Below are 23,119 nucleotides of genomic sequence, written 5' to 3'. Positions count from 1 at the left end.
ATTCACTATTCGTCGGTGAGTGCCGCGCCGGCGGGCACGTCAATGGTAACAAAGCTTCCTGCGGCGCCACGGCCCAGGTGCAATGTACCTTCTAGCCCTTCGATTAGACCAGACACAATACGGCCTCCGACAGTCTTGCTGTCGGGCCATTCCATATCTGCTGGAATGCCCACGCCGTCGTCGGCCACGATCAGACGCAGGCCACCGGCGCTCAGCCTGCTCATCCGCACCTCGACCAAACCCATGTCGATGCGATCAAAGGCGTGCTGAAATGCGTTTGTAAGCAGTTCGGACAGGACTAAGCCGACCCGCGTCGCTGTTTCGATCGGCACTTCCAGCGATTCAATCTGCAGCGATACCCGGATGCCGGAGCGCCCTTCTATATGCGCGATGGCGGCTGACAGGCGGGACAGGTAGCTGCCCATCTGTATGCGGTCGCGGTTGGATTGCTGATCGCTAAGCTTCATTTCTTCGTAGAGCAGCTGGAGCGTTTCAATCCGGCGGCTGAGCGCTGCAAAATCCTCGGGCACAGACGTGGATCCGGATTGCTGGCGGATCATGCCGATGATCATTGAAAGGTCAGAAGCAACGCGGTTCTGAATTTCGATCAGTTGCGCATTTACTTCCTCGGCGCTGCTCGCCATCTCATTTTGACGCAGCTCTTTCTGGATACCCACGAAGTACTGGGTTTCGCCGCGTGAATCATGAACGGGTGCAACGATAAGACGGTTGGTGAAAGGATCGCCATTTGCGCGGTAGTTAAGAATGTCAACGGTGACGCTTTCTTCGGATTCGACGCCCGCGCGCAACTTGTCCACATCAGATTTGAGTGTTCCCTCACCCTGCAGGAAACGACAGTTGCGCCCAATTGATGCAGATCGCGCATATCCAGTGCAACGGGTGAATGCCTGGTTCACGTAGACAATTGGATTGTCTTCGAGGTGCGGATTGGTCACCACCATGGCAACCTGTGCACGCGAAAACCCATCAAAGGATTTGTCGTCCTGCAGTAGTTCTTCGATGGTGTCAGGCATGGCCTGGTTCCTCACGCGGCGCGCGTTGTCCGTTGTTCGATGCGCTTTTCATGTTCGCCCTGGATCAGGCGGTGGACATAGATACCAGGTAGGTGGATTCTGTCAGGGTCAAGGCTGCCGGTCGAAACAATCTCTTCTACCTCCGCGATACAGACCTTGCCACACATTGCAGCGGGCGGGTTGAAGTTACGGGCCGTCTTGCGGAACACGAGGTTGCCCGTTTCATCGGCTTTCCAGGCTTTGACGATGGAAAGATCGGCAAAGATGCCTTCTTCCATAATGTATGTTTCGCCGCCGAAGTCCTTGTGTTCCTTACCTTCGGCGATGACGGTTCCGACACCAGTTTTGGTATAAAACCCGGGAATGCCGCAACCGCCCGCGCGCATGCGCTCGGCCAGTGTGCCTTGGGGATTGAACTCAAGCTCAAGCTCGCCGGACAGGTATTGGCGCATGAACTCAGCGTTTTCGCCCACGTAGGACGATATCATTTTTTTGACCTGGCGTGTTTGCAACAGGATACCAATGCCGAAATCATCCACACCGGCATTGTTTGACGCAAAGGTCAGGTCCTTGGTGCCCGCATCCTTGATTGCGTCCAACAGAAGCTCGGGAATGCCGCACAGACCAAATCCCCCCGCCGCAATGAACATGCCGTCAAACAAAAGCCCATCCAACGCTTCAGAAGCTGAGCCGTAAATTTTCTTCATGTTATTCCCCAAGAGAGCCCGTGGGAGGGCAGTCGCACTGGCTTCAGTATGTGAATGTATGCACTGTCAAAGTCAACGAAGAGGGGAGCGTGCGCGATATATTACACCATGCTGGCGACTCTCCGGAATGGTGATGTGGAATAATTCACAATCGCGCCGATGGAACTTGGAATTGCGGACCTGCCCTAGGGCTGATCAAGCGCGTCCGGGGTGAACCGGGCGCGCTGTGTTCTTGTCGCCAATTACGAGTTTTCAAACACCCAGTTTGTCTGGGTACCACCATCTACATCGCTACGGACGGGAACATCCGGCGGGAAGGTGTAGGTCATCGCTGCGGAAGACGTGACTGCCCCAAACACCAGGGCAAGTGCGACACCAGTTGCAATGATCGAGCGTTTCATGGTCGTTTCCTTTGCTACGATTCTCGCAGTTTTTGCTGCGATTATCGTAGTATTTAGGAAGCCCCCTTGCAGGTTCAAGAGGTCTGCGCAATTTTTAGGGATGACCAAGGAACACGAACTTCTGCGCCACGTGAAAACGGTGATGCGCGTCATGCTGATCAGTGAGCGGACCGGGCCCGAGCATCAGCACATCATCAAGTTCAATCCATTGGACTTTCACACGCTGGGCATGGTGCGCGCTGATCCGGGTGTGCGTGCATCTGTTGTGGCCGGATCACTCGGTATCGCCGCGACCACGGCCAGCAGTGTGATTGGGCGCCTGATCAATCGCGGCTGGATTGAACGCAGGCAATGCACCGGAGACAGACGCGCATATCAGTTAACCCTGACGCCCGAGGGGCAGGTGATTGCGGATGCCATCCATGATCAGGACCTGACAGACATGGGAATCTTTTTATCTGCCCTGACAGTCACAGAGCAGGACGAGTTGATCAGGCTCCTCGGCAAGGTCGCTGACCGTGTCGAGGCGCTGGAAATCAAGGACTGAGATCAGGCGCTTTTCTTGGCCGCTTTCTTTTTCGGAGCAGCCTTTTTGCGCGTGGTCTTCTTCTTGGGTGCCTTTTCCGCGATCAATTGAACGGCCATATCCATGGTCACGTTTTCTGGCTCGGTCCCTTTGGGTATCGTGGCGTTGACCTTGCCCCATTTGACGTAAGGGCCGTACTTGCCCTTCATCACGTTGACCGGTCCGCCTTCATCCGGGTGTTCGCCCAATTCGTGCAACGGTTTTGCAGCGGCACCACGCCCGCCCCGACTAGCCACCTTTTCGGCCAGCAATTGGACTGCACGGTTCATGCCGACGGTCCACACTTCATCAATGCTTTCGAGATTTGCATTGGTGCCGCCGCGATCAGACGTGCTTTCCGCATGTTTCAGATACGGACCATAGCGCCCGATATTGGCCCAGACCATAATCCCGTCTTCGGGGTGTGGCCCCAGTTCGCGGGGCAGGGACAGCAGCATGACTGCACGGTCCAGCTCCAGTTCCTCGGGCGTCCAATCCTTGGGGATCGACTGGCGTGGTGGTTTTTTATTTTCTTCAGTGATCGCTCCGCGTTGCACGTAAGGTCCGAAGCGACCTTTGAATATGCGGATTTCGTCACCGTGATCTTCACCCAGCAGCTTGCCCTCGGGCGGGATGGCACTGGCTTCGGCTTCTGGATCCGGCGGGCCAAACGGGCGGGTGTAACGGCATTCGGGATAGTTCGAACAGCCGATAAATGCGCCACCCGAACGTGCAGTGCGCATCGAAAGACGGCCAAGTCCGCAATTCGGACACAGACGTGGGTCGCCTCCATCTTCCAATGGTGGGAACAGATGCGGTTCCAGTACCTCGTTGATCTTTTCCAGCACATCCGTGATGCGCAGTTCGGATGTCTCGGCAATTGCAGCTGAAAAATCCTGCCAAAAGCGACCCAAGACGTCCTTGTAATTCCGGTCCCCTGCGCTGACGTCGTCCAGCTCTTCCTCAAGCCCGGCAGTAAAGTTGTAGCCGACATATTTGCGGAAGTAGTTTTCGAGGAAGGCGATCACCAACCGCCCCTTGTCTTCTGGGATCAGGCGGTTGCGATCCTTGCGGACGTATTCGCGGTCCTGGATCGTGGTCACGATGCTGGCATAGGTCGATGGGCGGCCGATGCCCAACTCTTCCATGCGCTTAACCAGCGTCGCCTCGGTATAGCGGGGCGGGGGCTGGGTGAAATGCTGCTCAGGCGTGACCGTGCGCTTGTCGGCGCTTTCGCCTTCGCTCAGCTGTGGCAGGCGCTTGTCGTCATCATCCACAACATCATCATCGCGGCCCTCTTCGTAGACGCGCAGGAAGCCATCGAACAGAACAACCTGACCGGTGGATCGTAGCACGACCTGACCATCATCACTGCCGATCTCGACCGTGGTGCGTTCCAACCGTGCGCCTTCCATCTGGCAGGCGAGGGTCCGTTTCCAGATCAGGTCATAGAGCTTGCGCTGATCGTCGTCGGTGATTTTCAGGCTGGCCGCATCGCGCGCCATGTCCGTGGGGCGGATACACTCGTGGGCTTCCTGAGCGTTCTTGGCCTTGTTTTTGTACATGCGCGGTTGGGCGGGCACGTATTCAGCGCCATAGCGATCTTTGATCGCGTCCCGAGCGTTTTGCACGGCTTCGGGCGCCATATCGATGCCGTCTGTCCGCATATAGGTAATGTAGCCCGCCTCATAGAGCCGCTGGGCCGACGACATACACTGTCGTGCGCCCATACCGAATTTGCGGCTGGCTTCCTGTTGCAGGGTCGACGTCATGAACGGGGCAGACGGGTTGCGGGAGGCGGGTTTTGCCTCGACCGACTGGATTTTCAGGTCGCGGCTGGTGATAGCCTGCTGGGCCATTTCCGCCTGCGTCTGGTTCTCCAGATCGTATTTCTCGAGCTTCTTGCCTGCCAGATTGACGAGGCGCGCCTCGTATTCCTGTCCCCGCGGGGACGCAAGAACGGCTTTGACGGACCAGTATTCGCGGGCACGAAATGCTTCGATTTCCATCTCGCGTTCGGTGATGAGGCGCAGGCAAACAGATTGAACGCGCCCAGCGGATTTGGCACCGGGCAGCTTGCGCCACAGAACCGGCGACAGGTTGAAGCCGACCAGATAGTCAAGCGCGCGGCGCGCCAGATACGCTTCGACCAATGGCATATCGACCTGACGCGCATTCTGCATCGCTTCGGTCACAGCGGTCTTTGTGATGGCGTTGAATGTGACGCGTTTGACGTCCGTGTCCTTCTTGATCGACTTGCGCTTGGTCAGCGCCTCTTGCAGGTGCCAACTAATTGCTTCGCCTTCGCGGTCGGGGTCGGTTGCGAGGATCAGGGCGTTGTCGTCCTTCAGCGCGTCCGCGATGGCTTTCATGTGTTTTTTACTGTCGGAGGCCACTTCCCACAGCATTTCGAATTCATTGTCTGGGTCGACGGATCCGTCCTTGGGGGGCAGGTCGCGCACGTGTCCGTAGCTGGCCAGAACGGTATAGTCGTCGCCCAGATACTTATTGATCGTCTTGGCTTTGGCAGGGGATTCAACAACGACGACAGGCATGTACTGGGGTGACCTCAAACGGGATAATTTGCTGCTCTATGGCGGCGCAACATGTGGGGTGCAAGTCCCGAATGTCAACATGGTCCAACGGGGTGCGATCAACTGGCGCGGGTCAGAAGGCCACCCGGGGCGCGATCAATGACGCCATCAAGCTCGAGTTCCACAAGCACCGGTGCGACAGCCGCTGAAGGTGCACCAAGGTCCCGGATCAACTGATCTTCGGCTAAGGGGGAGGGGCCGAGGCGCGATAGAACCTGCTGGTGCAGCGCCGCCGTTTCTTGAAGTGTGCGGCGGTCCTTGGGAGCCCTTTTCGGTGCTTGCATCGGCAATTCTGGTGCAGCAGCGGGTGCGATCGGTGCCAAAGCCTCAAGCACATCGGACGCGTTACGCACCAATGTCGCCCCGTCACGGATCAGCATATTGCACCCTGATGCGCGCGCATCCATGGGATGACCCGGCACCGCGAGAACGTCACGGCCCAGATCAAGCGCATCCCGCGCTGTAATCAGGCTGCCGGACTTGGCCGCTGCCTCAACGACAATAGTGGCTTGGGCCAGGCCCGAGATGATGCGGTTTCTGGCGGGAAAATGCCGCGCCATCGGCTGAAGGCCAATGGGCTGCTCGCTGATGCGTGCGCCCTTGGCGGCAATATCTTCTGCCAGAGTAGTGTTTTCGGCCGGGTAAATCGTATCAACGCCACCTGCCTGCACGGCAATAGTGCCGGTTGTCAGTGCGGCGAGATGCGCAGAGGCGTCGATACCGCGCGCGAGCCCAGAAACCACGACATACCCCTCGGCGCCCAAATCACGAGCCAATGATCGTGCCATGCGGGTGCCGAGCGAGGACGCGTTCCGTGCGCCCACAAGCGCTATCATCGGTTTTTTCAGCAGCGATGTTTCGCCCAGTACCCACAGGAATGGCGGCGCATCGCTCAGCTCCTTCAAGGGAGCAGGATAGTCAGAGCTGCCGAACGCTACGAGCCGTGCGCCGATTGCGCGCGCGGCCTTCAATTCGGCATGCACGACACCTTCGGGACAAATCTGGTAATTCTCAACGCCGGCGGCGCGCGCTACCTGGGGCAGCGCGGCCAGCGCGTTTTGCGCGGTGCCGTGTTCGATCAGCAGGCGTTTATACGTTGAAATGCCGACCCGGCGTGAGCGCAACAGACGGAGACGGGCAAACTGGTCATCTTCCGAGGTGGGTGGGAGTGGGGGGTGAGTGGAAGAAGGATGGGTATCCTTTTCAGTCATCCGAGGCTCCGTCCGTTGCTGAGAACGTTGTAGAATCGGCAAGGTTAACAACGCATGAAGACTGGTCGTTTCATATCAATACGCGCGCTTATGCTTTGAATTCGTTGTGAAATTTATATCCGAAAACGGTTTCTCTTCCAATGCCCCAAGTACATGGTGCTTCCCTTCCCGCATCCGAAGCCGCGGGAAGGCGCAAAATCTTCATGCATTTTAAACAATTGGAATCAGTGCCCGTTCAGGCCGCAGATCCCCCAACGGTCAGTCCACCAATCATCAGAGTCGGTTGCCCAACGCCAACTGGCACCCACTGACCTGCCTTGCCGCAATTGCCCATACCAGGATCGAGCGCCATGTCGTTTCCGATTCCGCGGATCTGTTTCAGCGCCGTGGCCCCGTCGCCAATCAGGGTTGCCCCTTTGACAGGAGCGCCGACCTTGCCGTTTTCGACGCGATAGGCTTCGGTGCAGGAGAACACGAACTTGCCATTGGTGATATCGACCTGTCCGCCCCCGAAGCCCACGGCATAGATCCCGTCCTTGAGATCAACCACGATATCTTCTGGCGTGCTGTCGCCGGCCAACATGTACGTATTGGTCATACGCGGCATCGGTGCGTGTGCGTAACTTTGCCGCCGCCCGTTGCCCGTTGCCTTAACGCCCATCAGCCGGGCGTTTTGGCGATCCTGCATATAGCCAACTAGGATGCCATCCTCGATCAGGGTATTCTTGCCTGACGGCGTGCCTTCATCATCCACAGTGATCGACCCGCGTCGGTCTGGAATGGTGCCATCGTCCAGCACCGTTACACCGGGCGCAGCAATCCGTTCGCCCATCAAGCCGGCAAAGGCCGAGCTGCCTTTGCGATTGAAGTCTCCTTCAAGCCCGTGGCCAATCGCTTCGTGCAGAAGAATGCCGGGCCAGCCGGGACCAAGAACGACGTCCATAACACCAGCAGGGGCGGGGACCGCATCCAGGTTCACCACTGCGACCCGAAGTGCCTCACGTGCCTTGGCCTGCCAATCATTCCGGTCGACCAGGCCATCCAGGCCCACGCGCCCACCGCCACCAGCGCTGCCGCTTTCACGGCGCCCGTTCTGTTCGACGATGACCGAGATGTTCAGCCGGGTCATCGGGCGGATATCACGCACCGAATGACCCTCGGGACGCAAAATCTCGACCTCCTGAATCGATGCGGCGAGGGAGGCTGACACTTGAACGACGCGCGAATCAAGATCGCGGACATAGGCATCGATTTCCTTCAGCGTCTCCAGCTTGACCGGAAAGCTGGCCCCGGCGATCGGATCGTCCGAAGTATAGAGTTGCGAGTTGGTTGGTCGTGGTGCGTCAGCCAGCGTGCCGCCGCCGTCCCCAACAGCGAGGCGCGCAGTCTCTGACGCGCGGCGCAGCGCAGATTCGGAAATTTCGGTGGAATGTGCGTATCCAGCCACTTCTCCTCTTACCGCGCGCAGTCCAAACCCTTGCGCTGCATCATAGCTGGCTGTCTTCAGGCGACCGTCATCGTACACCAGTGCCTCTGATCGGCGGCGTTCAAGGAACAACTCGCCGTCGTCCGCGCCAGCTGTGGCGTCGCGCAACACCTGCAAGGCCACCGTGCGGTCAATATCCCGATCCAGCGGTGCAAAAGGGGCGTCGGTCATTTGGTATACTCCGGTGTGCTGTGGGGCATTTCGCCACGGCAAGCGTCCGTTTGACGCGCCCCTTATGTCTTTATCTTGCAGCCAAGATATGATTGTAAGTCGCGACAATACAACGGGAGGCGAACGCAGTTAGTGCTGCGGCCTTTCTCCGAACCAAAATGTTGATCACTCAAGATCAGGACGACCAGATGAAAAAGCTTTTCTCGATTTCGGGTGTGCTGAGCGCCCTTGCCGCCGCCCCGGCCTGGGCCCAGGACGGCCTTGAGGTGATTGGCCGCCCCGTGGATGGTGCGATGGGCTTCCAGCCTGCAGCCACGGAAATCGCCCGCCGCTTGCAGTGGCTGGACGGTATGATCCTTGTCATCATCACCTTGATCACTCTGTTCGTGACCGGTCTGATGGCTTGGGTGATTGTGCGGTACAACCGCAAGCGCAACCCGGAGCCTGCCGGCTTCACCCACAACACCCCGGTCGAGATTGCTTGGACAGTCATCCCGATCGTTATCCTGGTGTTCATCGGTGCGTTTTCGCTGCCCACGCTGTTCCACCAGCAAGAGATCCCTGAAGCGGACGTGACCATCAAAGCGACTGGCTACCAGTGGTTCTGGGGATACGAGTACGTAGACGAAGGGTTTGCGTTTGACAGCTACATGATCGGCGCACCTGCAACCGGTGGTGACAATTCCCTGACGCCCGAGACCGAGCAAGCACTTGTCGATGCTGGATACAGCCGCGAAGACTTCCTACTGGCGACTGACAACTCAGTCGTCGTGCCTGTTGGCAAGACCATCGTTGTGCAGGTTACAGGCGCTGACGTGATCCACGCCTGGACCATTCCCGCCTTTGGCGTAAAGCAAGACGCGGTACCTGGTCGTTTGGCAGAACTGTGGTTCACCGCAGAGAAGGAAGGCATTTACTTCGGTCAGTGTTCTGAGCTGTGCGGTATTGCGCACGCTTACATGCCGATCACCGTCAAAGTGGTGAGCGAGGAAGCATACGCTGAGTGGTTGTCCGGTGCGAAGGCAGAATTCGCCGGCACACCGCAAGATTTCCAAGTCGCATCAAACTAATCGGGTAGGGCGGAGGACACCTCCGCCTTACGGTTTTTCAGGCAGAGACGCATATGACGGACGTCAGCTACCAGCATCAGACCCACGAGGCCGAAGCAAGCCTTGGTGACTATTTTGCGCTGCTCAAGCCGCGCGTTATGTCACTTGTGGTGTTTACCGCGCTCGTTGGATTGTTGGCAGCTCCGGTGTCCGTACATCCCGTCATCGCGTTTGCATCGATCCTGTTTGTTGCCATCGGGGCAGGGGCGTCGGGTGCGCTGAACATGTGGTGGGATGCGGATATCGACGCCGTGATGAAGCGGACCGTCAAGCGCCCCATTCCTGCAGGCAAAGTCACACCAAACGAGGCCAAGGTTCTGGGCGTGGCCCTGTCGGGCATGTCGGTCATGATGCTTGCGCTGAGCGCCAATCTGCTGGCCGCAGGTCTTCTGGCATTCACCATCTTCTTTTACGCCGTGATCTATTCGATGTGGTTGAAGCGGTCGACACCGCAGAACATCGTGATCGGCGGCGCTGCTGGTGCATTCCCTCCGGTCATCGGATGGGTCATTGCCACGGGCTCCCTGTCCGTTGAGGCGTGGCTGATGTTTGCCCTGATTTTCATGTGGACGCCGCCGCATTTCTGGGCGCTGGCGCTGTTTATGAAGTCTGACTACGATGACGCTGGCGTGCCGATGCTGACCGTCACGCATGGGCGCAAGGCAACCCGTCTGCATATTTTGGTCTATACATTACTTTTGGTCGCGCTTGCGGTTGGCACTGCATTTACGGCCATTGGTGGTCCAGTCTATCTGATCGTGGCTGTGGTTCTGAACGCGCTGTTCCTCAAGGGGGCATTCGATATCTGGCGCCGAAACGAGGCACAGGCCGAAGCCGATGGCTATGCTGTAGAAAAATCGTTCTTCAAACTGTCGCTGCTGTATTTGTTCCTGCACTTTGGCGCGATCTTGGTCGAAGCGATGCTGCCAGCAGCCTGGGGAATCTGGGCATGAGCATCAAGGCGGAGCACGAGATCCACCAACGTCGCAAGGGACGCAATGTGGGTGTTGGTCTGATGCTGGCCGCATTTGTCGTTTTGGTACTGGCATTGACCTTTGTGAAAATCACGGGCGGCGCGTTCGAGCTGCCCCGGATCGAGGAGACACAGTAATGCGCCACCTCTCTGGGCCACAAAAGACGGTATTTCAGACACTTGGGCTGGTCGTGTTCATGGGGGGCCTGGCCTGGGCTTCGGTCCCATTCTACGACTGGTTCTGCCGAGTGACAGGTTTTGGCGGCACGCCGGGTATATCCGAAGTCGCCAGCGACGACATTCTGGACCAGACGATCAAGGTGCGCTTCGACGCATCACTTGAACGCAACATGCCATGGCAATTCACTCCGGAAGTGCGTGAGATGGAGCTGCGCATTGGTGAGACGGGCCTTGCCTTCTACGAAGCCTACAACCCGACGGACAAACCCATTGCAGGCTCGGCCAGCTACAACGTGGCGCCATACGAAGCGGGTGGCTTTTTCTCCAAGATCGATTGCTTCTGCTTTGAAGAGCAGGTGCTGCAGCCGGGTGAACGTGTCATGATGCCGGTCACCTTTTATGTCGATCCGGAGATCGTAACAGATCGTGACGCAAAATACGTGCATACGATCACGCTGAGCTATACCTTTTACCAAATCGACCTGCCCGAAGGCTTTGCAGCACTCGAGCAAACGAACGATACAAACCTGAACTGAGGGACGGACAATGGCCCACGCAAAAAACCACGACTACCACATTCTTGCGCCATCGACCTGGCCCCTGCTGGGTGCCTTGGCCGGCTTCACCATGCTGTTTGGCGCTGTCGCCTGGATGTCCGGCGGCATGACCATCTTTTTCAAGTCGATCGAACTGAGCGGCCCCTGGCTGTTCCTGATCGGCTTCGTCGCGGTCCTCTACACTATGTTCGGCTGGTGGACTGATGTGGTTGCAGAAAGCAAGGTCGGGGATCACACGCCCGTGGTCCGCATCGGCCTGCGTTATGGCTTCATCCTGTTCATCATGTCGGAAGTGATGTTCTTTGCCGCGTGGTTCTGGTCTTTCTTCAAGCACGCCATGTACCCGATGAGCGAGTATGTCGGCACCGAGTACATCCAACCCGAGATTTACCACGTGGACGCGTTCCACCTGCCGCTGATTAACACCTTGATCTTGTTGCTGTCCGGTTGCGCTGTGACATGGGCGCACCACGCGCTGGTGCATGGTGGCACGCGCAAGGACGTGATCAACGGTCTGGCCATTTCGGTTGTGCTGGGCGTGGCGTTCACCGCGCTGCAGGGCTACGAATACTCCTACCTGCTGTACCAAGGCTGGGAGTTCGGTGGCGACAAGTTCTTCTCGAACTTCTTTATGGCGACTGGTTTCCACGGCGCACACGTGATCATCGGGACGATCTTCCTGTTCGTGTGTCTGCTGCGCGCGATGAAGGGCCACTTCTCGGCCGAGAAGCATATCGGTTTCGAAGCCGCGGCTTGGTACTGGCACTTCGTTGACGTTGTCTGGCTCTTCCTGTTCTTCGCCGTTTACATCTGGGGCGTGGGCACGATGCCGGGCCTCGACCACTAAACCGCGTCTTACGCAACAATGATCAAAGCGCGCGGTCTCCGCGCGTTTTTCACTTTAGGGCAGGGCAAACGGACGCATGCGTCGCTTACTCTTTCTGATGACATTCGGGTTGATGGGGGCGGGTATCCTGATCAGCCTTGGGGTCTGGCAGGTGCAACGGCTTGCTTGGAAGCAGGATCTGCTTGCGCGTATTGAAGCACAGATCAACGCCGCGCCCGTGTCGCTGGCGGAAGCCACGACTCCCGAGTTTCGGCGCTACGCCCCTGTCAAAATCGTCGGGACTTTTGGTCTCGACCACGAGTATTTGAGTGCACTGGCGTCACGTAGAAACACAGGGGCTGTTTATCGGATTATTCGTCCGTTTGAAGTGGAAGGCTACGGCCGCATTTTGGTTGATACAGGTTGGGTTCGAGATGGCATTGATGTGCCAGGGGTGTCGCTAGAGCGACTTAGTCTTTTGGGGAATCTGGATGCCCCGAATGAGGTTGACGGGTTTACACCCGCACCTGAGATTGACACGAATATCTGGTTTGCCCGTGATGTGCTGGCGATGGCCGAAGTGCTGAACACTCGACCCATCATGGTCGTTCTGCGCGATGCGCCGGAAACAGACTTTGGCGTGACGCCTTGGCCTGTAGACACCGCTGGCATTCCGAACGATCACCTGCAATACGCAATCACCTGGTTTTCGCTTGCGGCAATCTGGGTGTTGATGACTGCCTATTTCGTGCTGCGCACCAACCGCAGCCCGCGCTGAGAAAGACGAACCCATGCGCTATATCTCGACCCGTGGACAGGCCCCTGTGCTGACCTTCGAAGACACGATGCTCACCGGCCTTGCCCGTGACGGTGGTCTTTATGTTCCCGAGACGATTCCGAGCCTTGATATTGCAACAATTGCCGGGATGGAGGGGCACCCCTACGAAGAGATCGCCTACACCGTCATGCGCCCGTTTGTGGGTGACACCTTCACCGATGACGAGTTCCGGTCCTGCATTGATCGCGCCTATGCCTGTTTTGACCATGCAGCGCGTGCGCCAATGGTGCAACTGGATCAGGGGCATTTCCTGCTTGAATTGTTCCACGGGCCCACGCTTGCCTTCAAGGATTTTGCCATGCAGCTGATTGGTCAGCTGTTTCAGACGGCGCTGAAACGGCGCGGGCAACGCGTGACGATCGTTGGGGCCACAAGCGGCGACACTGGATCGGCGGCAATCGAGGCGTTCCGCGGTCTCGACAACGTCGATGTGTTCATCCTGTACCCACACGGTCGTGTGTCAGAAGTGCAGCGTCGCCAGATGACGACGCCAACGGAAAGCAATGTGCATGCGTTGGCGCTGGACGGTGATTTTGACGACTGCCAGGCGCGGCTGAAAGACATGTTCAACGATTTCGAGTTCCGGGATGGTGTTGGCCTTGCGGGTGTGAACTCGATCAACTGGGCGCGCGTGTTGGCGCAGGTCGTATACTATTTCTCCTCCGCCCTGGCCCTTGGTGCACCGCATCGCAAAGTCAGCTTCACAGTTCCCACGGGCAACTTCGGCGACATCTTTGCGGGCTACATTGCCAAGCGTATGGGCCTACCCATCGACAAGCTGGTGGTGGCGACCAATCAGAACGACATCCTGCACCGGTGTCTGAGCGGGCAGGGCTACCACAAGGGCGAAACCATCCCGTCGATCAGCCCGTCCATGGACATTCAGGTCAGCTCGAATTTCGAACGCGCGCTGTTCGATGGCTATGACCGCGACGGGGCGGCTGTGTCGCAGTTGATGGATGAGCTGAAGGCGGGTGGCTTTGACATCAGCCAAGGTGCAATGCAGGTGCTGCAGGAACACTACGCGTCGGGCCGGGTGTCCGAGGACGAAACCAGCGCCCAGATCGCCTCCTCGCTCAAAACAAGTGGAGAGCTTTTGTGTCCGCACAGCGCCGTCGGCGTGCATGTAGCGGATATCGAGCGGCAGGTGGGCACGCCCATGATCACTCTCGCCACCGCACACCCTGCTAAGTTCCCTGCGGCGGTTGAGGCAGCGACAGGGATCACGCCCCCCCTTCCACCCAGGATGGCAGACCTGTATGAACGCGCGGAGCGGCTGACACGCGTGCCGAATGATCTTGAGGCGCTCAAGGCCCACATAATGACGCACCGCGCGCAGTAACAACATAGCAGCGAGACGAATTTGACCACCCAGACCCATCGCCTGAGCAACGGCTTTCGCATCGTCACTGAACATATGCCGGGGCTCGCTTCGGCCTCAATCGGTATCTGGGTGGGCGCAGGCGCCCGCCACGAAACACCCGAGCAGAATGGCATTGCCCATTTTCTGGAACACATGGCGTTCAAGGGCACCGAACGGCGCAGTGCGTTACAGATTGCCGAGGCCATCGAGGATGTAGGCGGCTACATCAACGCTTATACCAGCCGCGAGGTGACTGCTTACTATGCCCGCGTTCTGGAAAACGATGTGCCGCTGGCACTGGATGTTCTGGCGGATATCCTGCTGAACCCTGTCTTTGATCAGAGCGAGATCGAGGTCGAGCGCGGTGTGATACTGCAAGAGATCGGGCAGGCACTGGATACGCCCGACGACGTGATCTTTGACTGGCTGCAGGAACAGGCCTATCCCGAACAGCCGTTGGGCCGTACCATCCTTGGCCCGTCCGAACGGGTATCGTCCTTCGGGTGCGCTGATCTGTCTCGTTTCGTTGACGAGCATTATGGCCCGGAACAGATGATCTTGTCAGCGGCCGGTGCGGTGGATCACGACGCCATTGTGCGATTGGCCGAGGAGCTGTTCGGTCATCTCAGCTCACGGCCAAAGCGCGTTGCCGACTGTGCCACTTTTGCAGGCGGCGAAGAACGGCGCAGCAAGGCGTTGGAACAGGCGCATTTCGCGATGGCGTTTGAATCGCCCGGCTATCGCGATGATGCGATCTATACTGCACAAATCTATGCTAGTGCCTTGGGCGGCGGCATGTCCAGCCGACTGTTCCAGGAGGTGCGCGAGAACCGAGGTCTTTGCTATACCATCTTCGCGCAAGCAGGGGCATATGCAGACACCGGCATGACGACGGTGTACGCCGGTACGTCAGCAGAACAGGTTGCCGACCTGGCCACCATTACTGTGGACGAAATCAAGCGTGCGGCTGATGACATGACAGTCGCCGAAGTCGATCGGGCACGTGCCCAGATGAAGGCCGGGTTGCTGATGGGTCTCGAAAGCCCGTCGAACCGGGCAGAACGGCTGGCGCGACTGGTGCAGATTTGGGATCGGGTGCCTGCGTTAACCGAAACCGTTGCGTTAATCGACAGCGTTACGGTGGAGGATGTCCGCGCATTCGCGGAGCATATGGCAACACAAGCCCCAATGGCGCTTGCGCTTTATGGTCCGATTGACGCTGCACCGACACGCTTTGCCCTGCAGGAGCAGCGCGCCGCCTGATGATCCTGAACAAGCGGAAACTGCGGATTGAGACGGAGCGGATGACGCTGCGTCCGCCAACGCATTCCGATTTTCGGGACTGGGCCACGCTGCGTGCCGTCAGCGCTGAACACCTCACCCCGTGGGAGCCAAGCTGGGCAAATGATCATCTGACGCGCAAGGCGTTTACCAACCGTGTCTATTGGGCGCAGCGGTCGGTGACCAGTGGCACCGCGATGCCTTTATTCCTGTTCCGGCGTGGCGATGACGCCCTTCTGGGCGCGATCACGCTGGACAACATCCGGCGGGGCCCTGCCCAAGCCGGAACCCTTGGCTATTGGACAGGTGCGGCCCATGCGCGCCAAGGTTACATGCGCGAGGCGATCCTTGCGGTTGTGCATCACGCGTTCACACGGCTTGACCTCAGCCGGATCGAAGCGGCCTGCCTGCCCGAAAATGTGGCCTCGCGCGGATTGCTGGAGACATGCGGGTTCAAATACGAAGGTGTCGCGCAAAGCTATCTTCAGATCGATGGGCGCTGGCGAACGCATGTTCTTTACGCAGCTTTGCGCATGGACAGGCGCGGACGTACTGACGCAGGCTAAAAACTGGCCCAGACCTATCTCAAGGTTTTGCAAAAATCGCATTGCGCACTAACCTGATAGGCATGCGCCTTGTATTCCTTGCTTTTGCTTTCCTGCTCGCGCCAGTGATGGCCGCAACACAAGAGGTTCGAACACCGAGCCATTGTATCGCCTTGGCCGATCAGATTGACGGCGCACGTTACATTCAGCGGGCCAGCCACAATGTGGAGGTTGCCCCCGAAACAGTGCGCATCCATTATATCGCCCATGCGTCTTTCCTAATCCGCACTGCGGGTGGGTTGAACATGGTCACCGATTTTACCGGCTTTGTCGGCAACGTGCCGATGATCCCGGATGTCGTCACCATGAACCATGCACATGAAACGCATTGGACCGCCTTCCCGGACCCTGCCATTCCCCACGTTCTGCCCGGCTGGGGAGAGGAATTTGGCCAAGGCATTGACCATCGTGTCGACCTTGTAGAGGTGCTTGTGCGGAATGTCTCGACCGACATCCGGTCGCAATGGTCCGGTGTCGAAGAGAACGGAAACTCAATTTTCATTTTCGAGGTGGCCGGTCTTTGCATCGGGCATCTCGGCCACTTGCATCACGAACCCAGTGCGGAGCAATACGCGGCCATCGGGCGGCTCGATGTTGTCATGGCTGCCGTTGATGGCGGCATGACCGTGGATTTGCCCACGATGATGCGCATCATCTCGCGGCTCAAATCCTCGATCGTGATCCCCATGCATTGGTTCGGGGAGTTCACATTGGATGCGTTTCTGACCGGCATGCGTGACGAGTTCCAGGTGGTTGAAGTGGGTGGACCATCTCTTGACGTGTCAGTTGACCGATTGCCGGCGCGACCGACGATCATGGTCTTGCGCCCGGAATGGCTGCGCGAGGAAGGTGAGTAGATGTGCCTTTCGCGTTGTCGGGGCTGAAGCTTTCTGGCACCAAACGCGGGTAGGGGCAGGGGGGGGCGTTCATGCTGAATTCACTGACAGCTGACTTGGCGGAAAACATTCGCAATATCTTGCCCGAAGATCGTTTCTCCTCAGCAGATGCATCATATCTGCAAGAGCCGCGGGGTCGCTACACCGGGCAGGCAGGGCTGCTTGCCTTGCCGCGTACCACGGGTGAAGTGGCCAAGCTTGTCTCCATGTCTTCGGATATGCGTGTGCCGGTTGTGCCCTATGGGGGCGGCACGGGTTTGGTTGGTGGTCAGGTGGCCGAGGACGGCCCTGTTCCGCTGATCCTATCGCTTGAGAAAATGACGGCCATTCGTGCCACTTATCCCGAAGAAAACGTGCTGGTCGCCGAGGCCGGCGTCATCTTGGCTGACGTACAGGCGGCGGCGGAGCGTGTCGGCCGCTTGTTCCCATTGTCACTCGCGGCCGAAGGATCGGCGCGGATTGGTGGTAATCTGAGCACCAACGCGGGGGGAACCGGCGTGCTGCGCTATGGCAATGCGCGGGACCTCTGTTTGGGTGTCGAGGCGGTATTGCCCTGCGGCGAAATTTATCATGGTCTGAGCCGCCTGCGCAAAGACAACACCGGCTATGATCTGCGGCACCTGCTGATCGGGGCCGAGGGCACATTGGGCGTTATCACTGCTGCGGCTCTCAAATTGTCGCCACGACCTGCTGCGGCGGGTACGGCCCTGCTACAGGTTGCCTCTCCGGCGGCGGCGCTGTCTTTGTTGTCCTTTGTGCGGGATCACGTCGGCGAAGGCGTATCCGCATTCGAGTTGATCCATGCACAGGGCTTTGCCTTTTTGGAGGAGACCTTGCCCCAAATCCGCAACCCATGGGCGGCGACACCAGAATGGTCCGTTTTGATCGAGCTGGGCCTTTCGCGGGGCCAAGACCCGACGGCTGCGCTGGAAGAGATTTTCGTCGCGGCGTCAGAGGCAGGATTTGTGCAAGACGGCATGGTCGCGCAAAGTGCGCAGCAGGCCACTGACTTCTGGACGATCCGGGAAAGCATCCCGGAAGCCAACCGCCGGATCGGGTCCATCAGTTCGCACGACATTTCAGTGCCTTTGGGCGCGCTTGCAGAGTTCATTGCTGAGGCTGGGCGGCGCATTGCGCGGCTTGGCAGCTTCCGTATCAATTGCTTTGGTCACGTGGGCGACGGCAACCTGCACTACAACGTCTTTCCGGTTCCGGGCAAAAGCCGCTCGGATCACGACGTCGAACGGCCCGAAATCAAACAGGTGGTCCACGCTCTGGTGCATGAAATGGGCGGATCGGTGAGTGCCGAACACGGTGTCGGACGGTTGAAGGTCGAAGACTTGGAGCGCTACAGCGATCCTGCCAAGCTGACAGCCATGCGTGCCATCAAAAATGCGCTTGACCCCCACGGGATCATGAACCCGGGCGCGGTGTTGCGGGCGCGGAACGGCTGATGTCGCCGGGCGGCTCTGTTTCGCAGGCTGTGACCGCGAAAGGCGCCCACCCACCGACCCGAGGGCGTGTCTGATGGCGGGGTTGCCCACATTTGTCCTTACGCCGATCCTGTTGGTGCAGGCCGTCTGGGTCGCGGTACGCGCCATGCGCTTGCCAGAAGCCGACGGGCCGCGCAGCGGGCAGTCAGGGGTTGGGCCGCCGCTGCGGGTACTCATTCTGGGTGACAGTTCAGCGGCTGGTGTCGGGGCGGCTCATCAGGATGTTGCACTGGCGGGGCGTCTGGTCGCACATCTGTACGCCGACTACGACGTGCGATGGGCATTGTGGGCGCAATCGGGACTGACGACATCCGGCATGTTGCGAATGCTGAACACACAGCCTGCCCATGACTTTGACTTGGCGGTCATTGCTCTCGGGGTGAACGACACAAAAAACGGGATGCATCCAACCCGCTGGCTGTCCAATTACGCGAAGCTGCTTGAGCAATTGCGCGGACGGCACGGCGTGCGGCGCATCTACGCATCGGGCGTACCGCCGCTTGGGGCTTTCCCGCTTTTGCCGCGCCCTTTGCGCAATGTGTTGGGGGCACGTGCAGCGCGGTTCGATACGATCCTTGCTGACCTGTGTGCCGATCAGGATGGGGTGGAACATCTGCCCTTTGATCTGCCGCTGGAACCCGGTCTCATGGCCGCTGATGGGTTTCACCCCGGGGCACAGGTTTATGATATCTGGGCAATGCGGATCGCGGATGCTCTGCGGGCTAATCCCCCCGTTGCTCTGGGTTCGGCCGCAGCGGTCAAGACGCCATGAAGCCACCATCGATGCAAAGCACGTGTCCGACAACATAAGCCGCCGCGTCAGAGCTGAGCCAGAGCACTGCTTCAGCCACTTCCTCGGGGGTGCCTGTCCGGCGTAGGGGAAGCGTCGCGGCGACCGCATCAAGGTCAAGCCCCGGCTCCATGATCATGTCGGTGACCACGCGCCCCGGTGCGACCATGTTGATGCGCACGCCATGCTGGGCCTCTTCCATTGCCGCACTGCGGGTCATCGAGATCACGGCTGCCTTGGACGCGGAGTAAAGCCCGAAACCAGGGTTGGGATTGCGCAGACCGCTGATGGACGCATTGACCACGATAGCGCCTGTGCCCTGTGCTCGCATCGCCGCGATCTGGTTGTGCAGGCAGGCCAGTACCCCGCGGACATTGGTATCGAAAACGCGCGTGTAGGTATCGAGGGATTGATCGCTCAGATGCGCGCGCTCTTCACGGCAGCCTGCATTGTTGAAGGCGATGTCGAGCCGACCATGTTCGGCCAGGATCTGGCTGTGCAGGGCTGACACTGCGTCGCTGTCGGTGACATCGTTCAAAATGGCCTGCGCACTATGGCCCTGCGCTGTGATGTCCGCCACCACGCTGTCGAGAGTGGAGGCGCGGCGCCCAGTCAGAACCACATGTGCCCCCGATGCAGCGAGGCGCTGCGCAGTGGCCCGGCCTATGCCGCTGCCGCCCCCCGTAACCAGTGCAATTTTCCGACGCGAATCGTGATTGGGCATGGTGTCCGGTCCCGCGTCTAACCTCCGGTCAGCCTAGCCGATTTTGCATGTATCGGCACACTGAGGGGGGAGATGTCCGAGGTGCTCTGCCCTTGATGCCCGATTTTGCGGCGTTATTCCCCGTCGAATGCGCACAGGGCGTGCACGTCCATGCCCATAGCCTCAAGCCGCGCGCGTCCACCCAGATCGGGCAGATCGATGACAAAGGCGCAGGACACGATCTCGCCCCCAAGCCGTTCCACTAGCTTGATTCCGGCTTCGGCCGTGCCCCCTGTGGCCAGGAGGTCATCAACAAGCAGTATCTTCTCACCTGCTTTGATTGCATCGTCATGCACTTCGACAATCGCCTCGCCGTATTCCAGGGTGTAGGCCTCGGAAATCGTTGCGCCGGGCAGCTTTCCTTTCTTGCGGATCGGAACAAAGCCAATCGACAGTTGGTGCGCAATGGCCCCGCCAAGGATGAAGCCACGTGCTTCAAGTCCCACAACCTTGTCGATCTCAAGCCCGGCATAGGGATGCAGCATCTGGTCCACGGCGATGCGAAACCCGCGCGGGTCGGCAAAGAGGGTGGTCACATCGCGGAACATGATCCCTTCATGGGGGAAATCGACGATGGTGCGAATGTAATCCTGAACGGTCTTCATGTGGCTCTCCGAAGGGTGGCGGTCAGCAGGCCCATGCCCACAAGTGTGGCACCGCCTGTGCGGGTCAACCACATTTGGACAGTGGGGCGCGTGATGCGGCTGCGCATGGCATTGGCGGCCAGTGCAAAAATCAACGCGTTGATCCCGGCAATGATGACAAAGGTTGCAATCAGGGTCGCGGCTTGCGGGGCAAAACTGGCGCTGGGATCAATGAATTGCGGCACGAAGGCCACGAAGAACGTATTGGATTTCGGGTTCAGCGCCGTAACCGTTGTGAGATCGCGAAACACGCGCTTGGCGCTCTGGCCATCGGGCTTGTTCATCAGCGTTGTCGCGGTGGGTGTCCGAGCACTTAGCAACATACGAATGCCCAGATAGACAAGGTAAACAGCGCCCACCCATTTTAAAACGGTGAATGCCAGCGCTGACGTCAGGAACAGAGCGCCAAGACCGATCACGGACAGGGTCATGGCAATCAAGTCGCCGGTGGCGACGCCAAGCGCGGATGCGATGGCAACCCTACGCCCCTGGGTCATTGCATAGCTCAGCACCATCATGAGCGTTGGACCAGGGATGACCAGTAGCGCGGTGGAGGCGACAACGAATGTCAGCCAAAGATCAAAAGGCATCATGAATTCCTTTGCGTCAAAGCACCCGGCCCGCAATGGCATCAAGCTTGGCGACCACGGCGGGATCGCGGGCATCGGGTGATGTAAGGATTGCAAATTCGAGTGCGCGATCGCAGCCGTGTGGGCAGGGGGCATGGTCCGCACCAAGCAGGGCGGGGAGGCGTTTGACTAGCTCGCGACCCTTATCTGCATTTCCCATAAGCGTTTGAATAATTTGGGTAACGTCGACCTCACCATGATCGGGATGCCAGCTGTCGTAATCTGTGATCATGGCGACTGAGGCGTAGCACAGCTCGGCTTCCCGGGCGAGTTTGGCCTCGGGCATGTTGGTCATGCCGATCACATCCGCGCCCCAGCTTTCCCGGTACATTTTCGACTCGGCCAAGGTTGAGAATTGCGGCCCCTCCATCGCCAGATAGGTGCCGCCGCGGTGTACGTTGATCCCCGCATCGCGCGCCGCTGTTTCGCAGGCGTCTGACAGGCGCGGGCAGGTGGGATGCGCGACCGAAACATGGGCGACACAGCCGGTGCCAAAGAACGACTTTTCGCGGGCAAAGGTCCGGTCAATGAATTGATCCACAATGACAAAATCGCTCGGTGCCATTTCTTCACGGAACGACCCGCAGGCCGAGACCGAGATCACATCCGTCATGCCCAACCGCTTCAGTGCATCAATGTTTGCGCGGTAGGGGACCGTCGTCGGAGAATGTACGTGACCGCGCCCATGTCGTGGCAGAAAGGCCATGCCGACCCCGTCCAGTGTGCCGGTCAGGATCTGGTCCGACGGCGCCCCCCAGGGTGTGTCGACTTGCACCCATTCGGCCCCCTCCAGCCCGTCGATGTCGTAGATACCAGAGCCGCCGATCACGGCGATTTTCGTTTGGGTCATTAGGGTCTCTCGTGCCGGGACAGAAGAAAATTTATGCGCCAAAACAGGCCAGCACCACCCGTACACCAGCCGTGCACTCTGCGTACACCCCCCATGCACCCCCAACGCGCGGTGAGGTGAGGTTGGGTGCAACGGAATAAACTGGTCACCCGCGCTTTTCGTTGGCCGATCATGCGAGTGAGATGTGAAGATCGGGCTGTGCCGAAGAGTGCGATTTACGGATGCAGCATCATTGGACCAACCACTATGCGGTTAGGTTCCACTTCGCCGAAGGGGAACTCAGCGCGGAGAACCGCGCTGAGCGTTTGCCATTCTAGGCGTGAATTTCAGCCGGGATCAGCCGAAGGACTTCCGAATTGCAGCTTTCACCGAGTTTGCGTTTTGTTTCTTCTTGCTCGAGTTCGCAATCAGAGTGATCGGTTTCAGAGCCGATTTGGGTTCATATTCCAGAGCAGCCGCGGCCTCTGCGATGATCTCGTAATTGTCATCGGTCAATTCCATATCAAGAATCTTCGCGACCTTTTTGGTTTCCTTCCTCAGCTTGTATTTGTTGATCAGGTTGGCCTTGTTCTTCCACTTCCGAGAATTGTGGTAGGCTCTGAACGCCTTGTTCTTCACGAGAGTACTTGGGTAGATGTTCGTGGCTATCAATTTGTTCACCTCGCCGTACACGGCCTTGAGGCTTTTGACCCAGATCGGGGACGAAAAGTCGCCAATTTCTGCGGCACGGGTCATCGGCTCGCGCATGCTGTGCGAAATATTGACCGCCTCCCTCGAGTTGTCGTCGATGAATCTTTCATAGAGTGTCTTAGTCTTCATCTTGGCGACCATCGCGTCGATGAACATATAATTCTCGGCCATCATGCTCGCTTTCATGTGCGCACGCAGGATCGGCCCCAGCTTTTTGTGCTTCAGCATATCCGCCCCGACATCAGGATATGTCAGCCCATCATATTTCCACATTTCTAAGTCCTTTCACTGTTCGAGTTGAGCAAACGCAATCGCGTTGTTCCGATGACTGCATCTGTCGGGAAGTAAGTGCCCTACACGCGGGAGTTGGTTCACGCCGTCCGCGGGTTTTGTTAGGGCTGCACCATGGTGTGACCGAGAGGGTCGGATCGGGTGGGGGTTCTGTTCGAGCGCCGGTTTTTCA

Annotated in this window: 24 protein-coding genes; 13 read left to right on the top strand and 11 right to left on the bottom strand. The window is 58.5% G+C overall.

Features of this window, described 5'->3' with window-relative positions; genetic code table 11:
- Nucleotides 1-5: 5 nt before the first annotated feature.
- The 3 genes from Q1A51_RS02995 to Q1A51_RS02985 all read right to left on the bottom strand — a co-directional run bounded on the left by Q1A51_RS02995 (nucleotide 6) and on the right by Q1A51_RS02985 (nucleotide 2,142).
- Entirely contained in the window at nucleotides 6-1,034 is a 1,029-nt protein-coding gene (locus Q1A51_RS02995) for a PAS domain-containing protein (RefSeq protein WP_299208988.1), read from the bottom strand.
- Nucleotides 1,035-1,045: 11 nt separating this feature from the next.
- On the bottom strand, nucleotides 1,046-1,741 hold the full coding sequence (locus Q1A51_RS02990) for a CoA transferase subunit A (RefSeq protein WP_299603664.1): 696 nt from the start codon (nucleotides 1,739-1,741) through the stop codon (nucleotides 1,046-1,048).
- Nucleotides 1,742-1,983: 242 nt separating this feature from the next.
- Nucleotides 1,984-2,142 carry a hypothetical protein gene (locus Q1A51_RS02985; protein WP_299208993.1) on the bottom strand — a complete coding sequence of 53 codons (159 nt, stop codon included), beginning with the start codon at nucleotides 2,140-2,142 and terminating at the stop codon, nucleotides 1,984-1,986.
- Nucleotides 2,143-2,242: 100 nt separating this feature from the next.
- Here Q1A51_RS02985 and Q1A51_RS02980 point away from each other — a divergent pair, with 100 nt between their 5' ends.
- On the top strand, nucleotides 2,243-2,689 hold the full coding sequence (locus Q1A51_RS02980; RefSeq protein WP_299208996.1) for a MarR family transcriptional regulator: 447 nt from the start codon (nucleotides 2,243-2,245) through the stop codon (nucleotides 2,687-2,689).
- Nucleotides 2,690-2,691: 2 nt separating this feature from the next.
- Here the strand turns inward: Q1A51_RS02980 and topA are convergent, their stop codons facing one another.
- The 3 genes from topA to tldD all read right to left on the bottom strand — a co-directional run bounded on the left by topA (nucleotide 2,692) and on the right by tldD (nucleotide 8,169).
- The gene (topA, locus tag Q1A51_RS02975) at nucleotides 2,692-5,262 is read right to left on the bottom strand and encodes a type I DNA topoisomerase (RefSeq protein WP_299603661.1); all 2,571 of its coding nucleotides are present in this window, start codon (nucleotides 5,260-5,262) and stop codon (nucleotides 2,692-2,694) included.
- 98 nt (nucleotides 5,263-5,360) lie between these two features.
- Nucleotides 5,361-6,512 (bottom strand): DNA-processing protein DprA, encoded by a 1,152-nt coding sequence (gene dprA / locus Q1A51_RS02970; protein ID WP_299603657.1) that lies wholly within the window; start codon nucleotides 6,510-6,512, stop codon nucleotides 5,361-5,363.
- Between the two features lie 235 nt (nucleotides 6,513-6,747).
- Nucleotides 6,748-8,169, bottom strand: a complete 1,422-nt coding sequence (gene tldD / locus Q1A51_RS02965) for a metalloprotease TldD (RefSeq protein WP_299603654.1) — start codon at nucleotides 8,167-8,169, stop codon at nucleotides 6,748-6,750.
- A 188-nt stretch (nucleotides 8,170-8,357) separates the two neighbouring features.
- On the opposite strand from tldD, the gene coxB reads away from it, so the two are divergent.
- The 12 genes from coxB (at nucleotide 8,358) to Q1A51_RS02905 (ending at nucleotide 19,062) form a co-directional block, all read left to right on the top strand.
- Nucleotides 8,358-9,239, top strand: coding sequence for a cytochrome c oxidase subunit II (gene coxB / locus Q1A51_RS02960; protein WP_299603651.1), 882 nt, complete (start codon nucleotides 8,358-8,360; stop codon nucleotides 9,237-9,239).
- A 53-nt stretch (nucleotides 9,240-9,292) separates the two neighbouring features.
- Nucleotides 9,293-10,231 carry a heme o synthase gene (cyoE, locus tag Q1A51_RS02955; RefSeq protein WP_299603649.1) on the top strand — a complete coding sequence of 313 codons (939 nt, stop codon included), beginning with the start codon at nucleotides 9,293-9,295 and terminating at the stop codon, nucleotides 10,229-10,231.
- Nucleotides 10,228-10,389 carry a cytochrome C oxidase assembly protein gene (locus Q1A51_RS02950; protein WP_299209015.1) on the top strand — a complete coding sequence of 54 codons (162 nt, stop codon included), beginning with the start codon at nucleotides 10,228-10,230 and terminating at the stop codon, nucleotides 10,387-10,389. Before cyoE ends, Q1A51_RS02950 begins: the two co-directional genes overlap by 4 nt.
- Nucleotides 10,389-10,967 (top strand): cytochrome c oxidase assembly protein, encoded by a 579-nt coding sequence (locus Q1A51_RS02945; RefSeq protein WP_299603645.1) that lies wholly within the window; start codon nucleotides 10,389-10,391, stop codon nucleotides 10,965-10,967. Before Q1A51_RS02950 ends, Q1A51_RS02945 begins: the two co-directional genes overlap by 1 nt.
- A gap of 10 nt (nucleotides 10,968-10,977) precedes the next feature.
- Complete coding sequence (locus tag Q1A51_RS02940; RefSeq protein WP_299209021.1) at nucleotides 10,978-11,835, top strand: cytochrome c oxidase subunit 3; 858 nt, start codon at nucleotides 10,978-10,980, stop codon at nucleotides 11,833-11,835.
- Nucleotides 11,836-11,911: 76 nt separating this feature from the next.
- Complete coding sequence (locus Q1A51_RS02935) at nucleotides 11,912-12,592, top strand: SURF1 family protein (RefSeq protein WP_299671132.1); 681 nt, start codon at nucleotides 11,912-11,914, stop codon at nucleotides 12,590-12,592.
- A gap of 13 nt (nucleotides 12,593-12,605) precedes the next feature.
- Nucleotides 12,606-13,994, top strand: a complete 1,389-nt coding sequence (gene thrC, locus Q1A51_RS02930) for a threonine synthase (RefSeq protein ID WP_299603638.1) — start codon at nucleotides 12,606-12,608, stop codon at nucleotides 13,992-13,994.
- A gap of 21 nt (nucleotides 13,995-14,015) precedes the next feature.
- Nucleotides 14,016-15,278: a pitrilysin family protein gene (locus Q1A51_RS02925; protein ID WP_299603635.1), complete on the top strand. Its 1,263-nt coding sequence runs from the start codon at nucleotides 14,016-14,018 to the stop codon at nucleotides 15,276-15,278.
- Nucleotides 15,278-15,862: a GNAT family protein gene (locus tag Q1A51_RS02920; RefSeq protein ID WP_299209033.1), complete on the top strand. Its 585-nt coding sequence runs from the start codon at nucleotides 15,278-15,280 to the stop codon at nucleotides 15,860-15,862. The genes Q1A51_RS02925 and Q1A51_RS02920 overlap by 1 nt, the downstream gene beginning before the upstream one ends.
- A 62-nt stretch (nucleotides 15,863-15,924) precedes the next feature.
- Nucleotides 15,925-16,758 (top strand): MBL fold metallo-hydrolase, encoded by an 834-nt coding sequence (locus Q1A51_RS02915; RefSeq protein ID WP_299603631.1) that lies wholly within the window; start codon nucleotides 15,925-15,927, stop codon nucleotides 16,756-16,758.
- Nucleotides 16,759-16,829: 71 nt separating this feature from the next.
- Nucleotides 16,830-18,251 (top strand): FAD-binding oxidoreductase, encoded by a 1,422-nt coding sequence (locus Q1A51_RS02910; RefSeq protein ID WP_299603629.1) that lies wholly within the window; start codon nucleotides 16,830-16,832, stop codon nucleotides 18,249-18,251.
- A gap of 73 nt (nucleotides 18,252-18,324) precedes the next feature.
- Entirely contained in the window at nucleotides 18,325-19,062 is a 738-nt protein-coding gene (locus tag Q1A51_RS02905) for an SGNH/GDSL hydrolase family protein (protein WP_299603627.1), read from the top strand.
- Here the strand turns inward: Q1A51_RS02905 and Q1A51_RS02900 are convergent.
- From Q1A51_RS02900 to Q1A51_RS02880, 5 genes are all read right to left on the bottom strand, one after another.
- Entirely contained in the window at nucleotides 19,049-19,804 is a 756-nt protein-coding gene (locus tag Q1A51_RS02900; RefSeq protein WP_299603625.1) for a glucose 1-dehydrogenase, read from the bottom strand. The two genes, Q1A51_RS02905 and Q1A51_RS02900, sit on opposite strands and share 14 nt — an antisense overlap.
- A 113-nt stretch (nucleotides 19,805-19,917) precedes the next feature.
- Nucleotides 19,918-20,448 carry an adenine phosphoribosyltransferase gene (locus tag Q1A51_RS02895; RefSeq protein ID WP_189368826.1) on the bottom strand — a complete coding sequence of 177 codons (531 nt, stop codon included), beginning with the start codon at nucleotides 20,446-20,448 and terminating at the stop codon, nucleotides 19,918-19,920.
- On the bottom strand, nucleotides 20,445-21,077 hold the full coding sequence (locus Q1A51_RS02890; protein ID WP_299604031.1) for a LysE family translocator: 633 nt from the start codon (nucleotides 21,075-21,077) through the stop codon (nucleotides 20,445-20,447). The genes Q1A51_RS02895 and Q1A51_RS02890 overlap by 4 nt, the downstream gene beginning before the upstream one ends.
- A 16-nt stretch (nucleotides 21,078-21,093) precedes the next feature.
- The gene (locus Q1A51_RS02885; RefSeq protein WP_299603620.1) at nucleotides 21,094-21,966 is read right to left on the bottom strand and encodes an S-methyl-5'-thioadenosine phosphorylase; all 873 of its coding nucleotides are present in this window, start codon (nucleotides 21,964-21,966) and stop codon (nucleotides 21,094-21,096) included.
- Between the two features lie 336 nt (nucleotides 21,967-22,302).
- Nucleotides 22,303-22,929 carry a hypothetical protein gene (locus Q1A51_RS02880; RefSeq protein WP_299209052.1) on the bottom strand — a complete coding sequence of 209 codons (627 nt, stop codon included), beginning with the start codon at nucleotides 22,927-22,929 and terminating at the stop codon, nucleotides 22,303-22,305.
- Nucleotides 22,930-23,119: the final 190 nt, after the last annotated feature.

Source organism: uncultured Tateyamaria sp., from assembly GCF_947496075.1.
Taxonomy (GTDB): Bacteria; Pseudomonadota; Alphaproteobacteria; order Rhodobacterales; family Rhodobacteraceae; genus Tateyamaria.
This window is presented reverse-complemented; position numbering and strand designations above follow the sequence as displayed.

Coding starts and splice junctions, on each gene's coding strand:
- Q1A51_RS02910 (WP_299603629.1), top strand. CDS start 16,830: ATGCTGAATTCACTGACAGCTGACTTGGCGGAAAACATTCGCAATATC.
- Q1A51_RS02940 (WP_299209021.1), top strand. CDS start 10,978: ATGGCCCACGCAAAAAACCACGACTACCACATTCTTGCGCCATCGACC.
- topA (WP_299603661.1), bottom strand. CDS start 5,262: ATGCCTGTCGTCGTTGTTGAATCCCCTGCCAAAGCCAAGACGATCAAT.
- Q1A51_RS02920 (WP_299209033.1), top strand. CDS start 15,278: ATGATCCTGAACAAGCGGAAACTGCGGATTGAGACGGAGCGGATGACG.
- cyoE (WP_299603649.1), top strand. CDS start 9,293: ATGACGGACGTCAGCTACCAGCATCAGACCCACGAGGCCGAAGCAAGC.
- Q1A51_RS02890 (WP_299604031.1), bottom strand. CDS start 21,077: ATGCCTTTTGATCTTTGGCTGACATTCGTTGTCGCCTCCACCGCGCTA.
- Q1A51_RS02905 (WP_299603627.1), top strand. CDS start 18,325: ATGGCGGGGTTGCCCACATTTGTCCTTACGCCGATCCTGTTGGTGCAG.
- Q1A51_RS02945 (WP_299603645.1), top strand. CDS start 10,389: ATGCGCCACCTCTCTGGGCCACAAAAGACGGTATTTCAGACACTTGGG.
- Q1A51_RS02990 (WP_299603664.1), bottom strand. CDS start 1,741: ATGAAGAAAATTTACGGCTCAGCTTCTGAAGCGTTGGATGGGCTTTTG.
- coxB (WP_299603651.1), top strand. CDS start 8,358: ATGAAAAAGCTTTTCTCGATTTCGGGTGTGCTGAGCGCCCTTGCCGCC.
- Q1A51_RS02885 (WP_299603620.1), bottom strand. CDS start 21,966: ATGACCCAAACGAAAATCGCCGTGATCGGCGGCTCTGGTATCTACGAC.
- Q1A51_RS02985 (WP_299208993.1), bottom strand. CDS start 2,142: ATGAAACGCTCGATCATTGCAACTGGTGTCGCACTTGCCCTGGTGTTT.
- Q1A51_RS02995 (WP_299208988.1), bottom strand. CDS start 1,034: ATGCCTGACACCATCGAAGAACTACTGCAGGACGACAAATCCTTTGAT.
- Q1A51_RS02950 (WP_299209015.1), top strand. CDS start 10,228: ATGAGCATCAAGGCGGAGCACGAGATCCACCAACGTCGCAAGGGACGC.
- Q1A51_RS02935 (WP_299671132.1), top strand. CDS start 11,912: ATGCGTCGCTTACTCTTTCTGATGACATTCGGGTTGATGGGGGCGGGT.
- Q1A51_RS02895 (WP_189368826.1), bottom strand. CDS start 20,448: ATGAAGACCGTTCAGGATTACATTCGCACCATCGTCGATTTCCCCCAT.
- Q1A51_RS02880 (WP_299209052.1), bottom strand. CDS start 22,929: ATGTGGAAATATGATGGGCTGACATATCCTGATGTCGGGGCGGATATG.
- tldD (WP_299603654.1), bottom strand. CDS start 8,169: ATGACCGACGCCCCTTTTGCACCGCTGGATCGGGATATTGACCGCACG.
- Q1A51_RS02900 (WP_299603625.1), bottom strand. CDS start 19,804: ATGCCCAATCACGATTCGCGTCGGAAAATTGCACTGGTTACGGGGGGC.
- Q1A51_RS02980 (WP_299208996.1), top strand. CDS start 2,243: ATGACCAAGGAACACGAACTTCTGCGCCACGTGAAAACGGTGATGCGC.
- thrC (WP_299603638.1), top strand. CDS start 12,606: ATGCGCTATATCTCGACCCGTGGACAGGCCCCTGTGCTGACCTTCGAA.
- dprA (WP_299603657.1), bottom strand. CDS start 6,512: ATGACTGAAAAGGATACCCATCCTTCTTCCACTCACCCCCCACTCCCA.
- Q1A51_RS02915 (WP_299603631.1), top strand. CDS start 15,925: ATGCGCCTTGTATTCCTTGCTTTTGCTTTCCTGCTCGCGCCAGTGATG.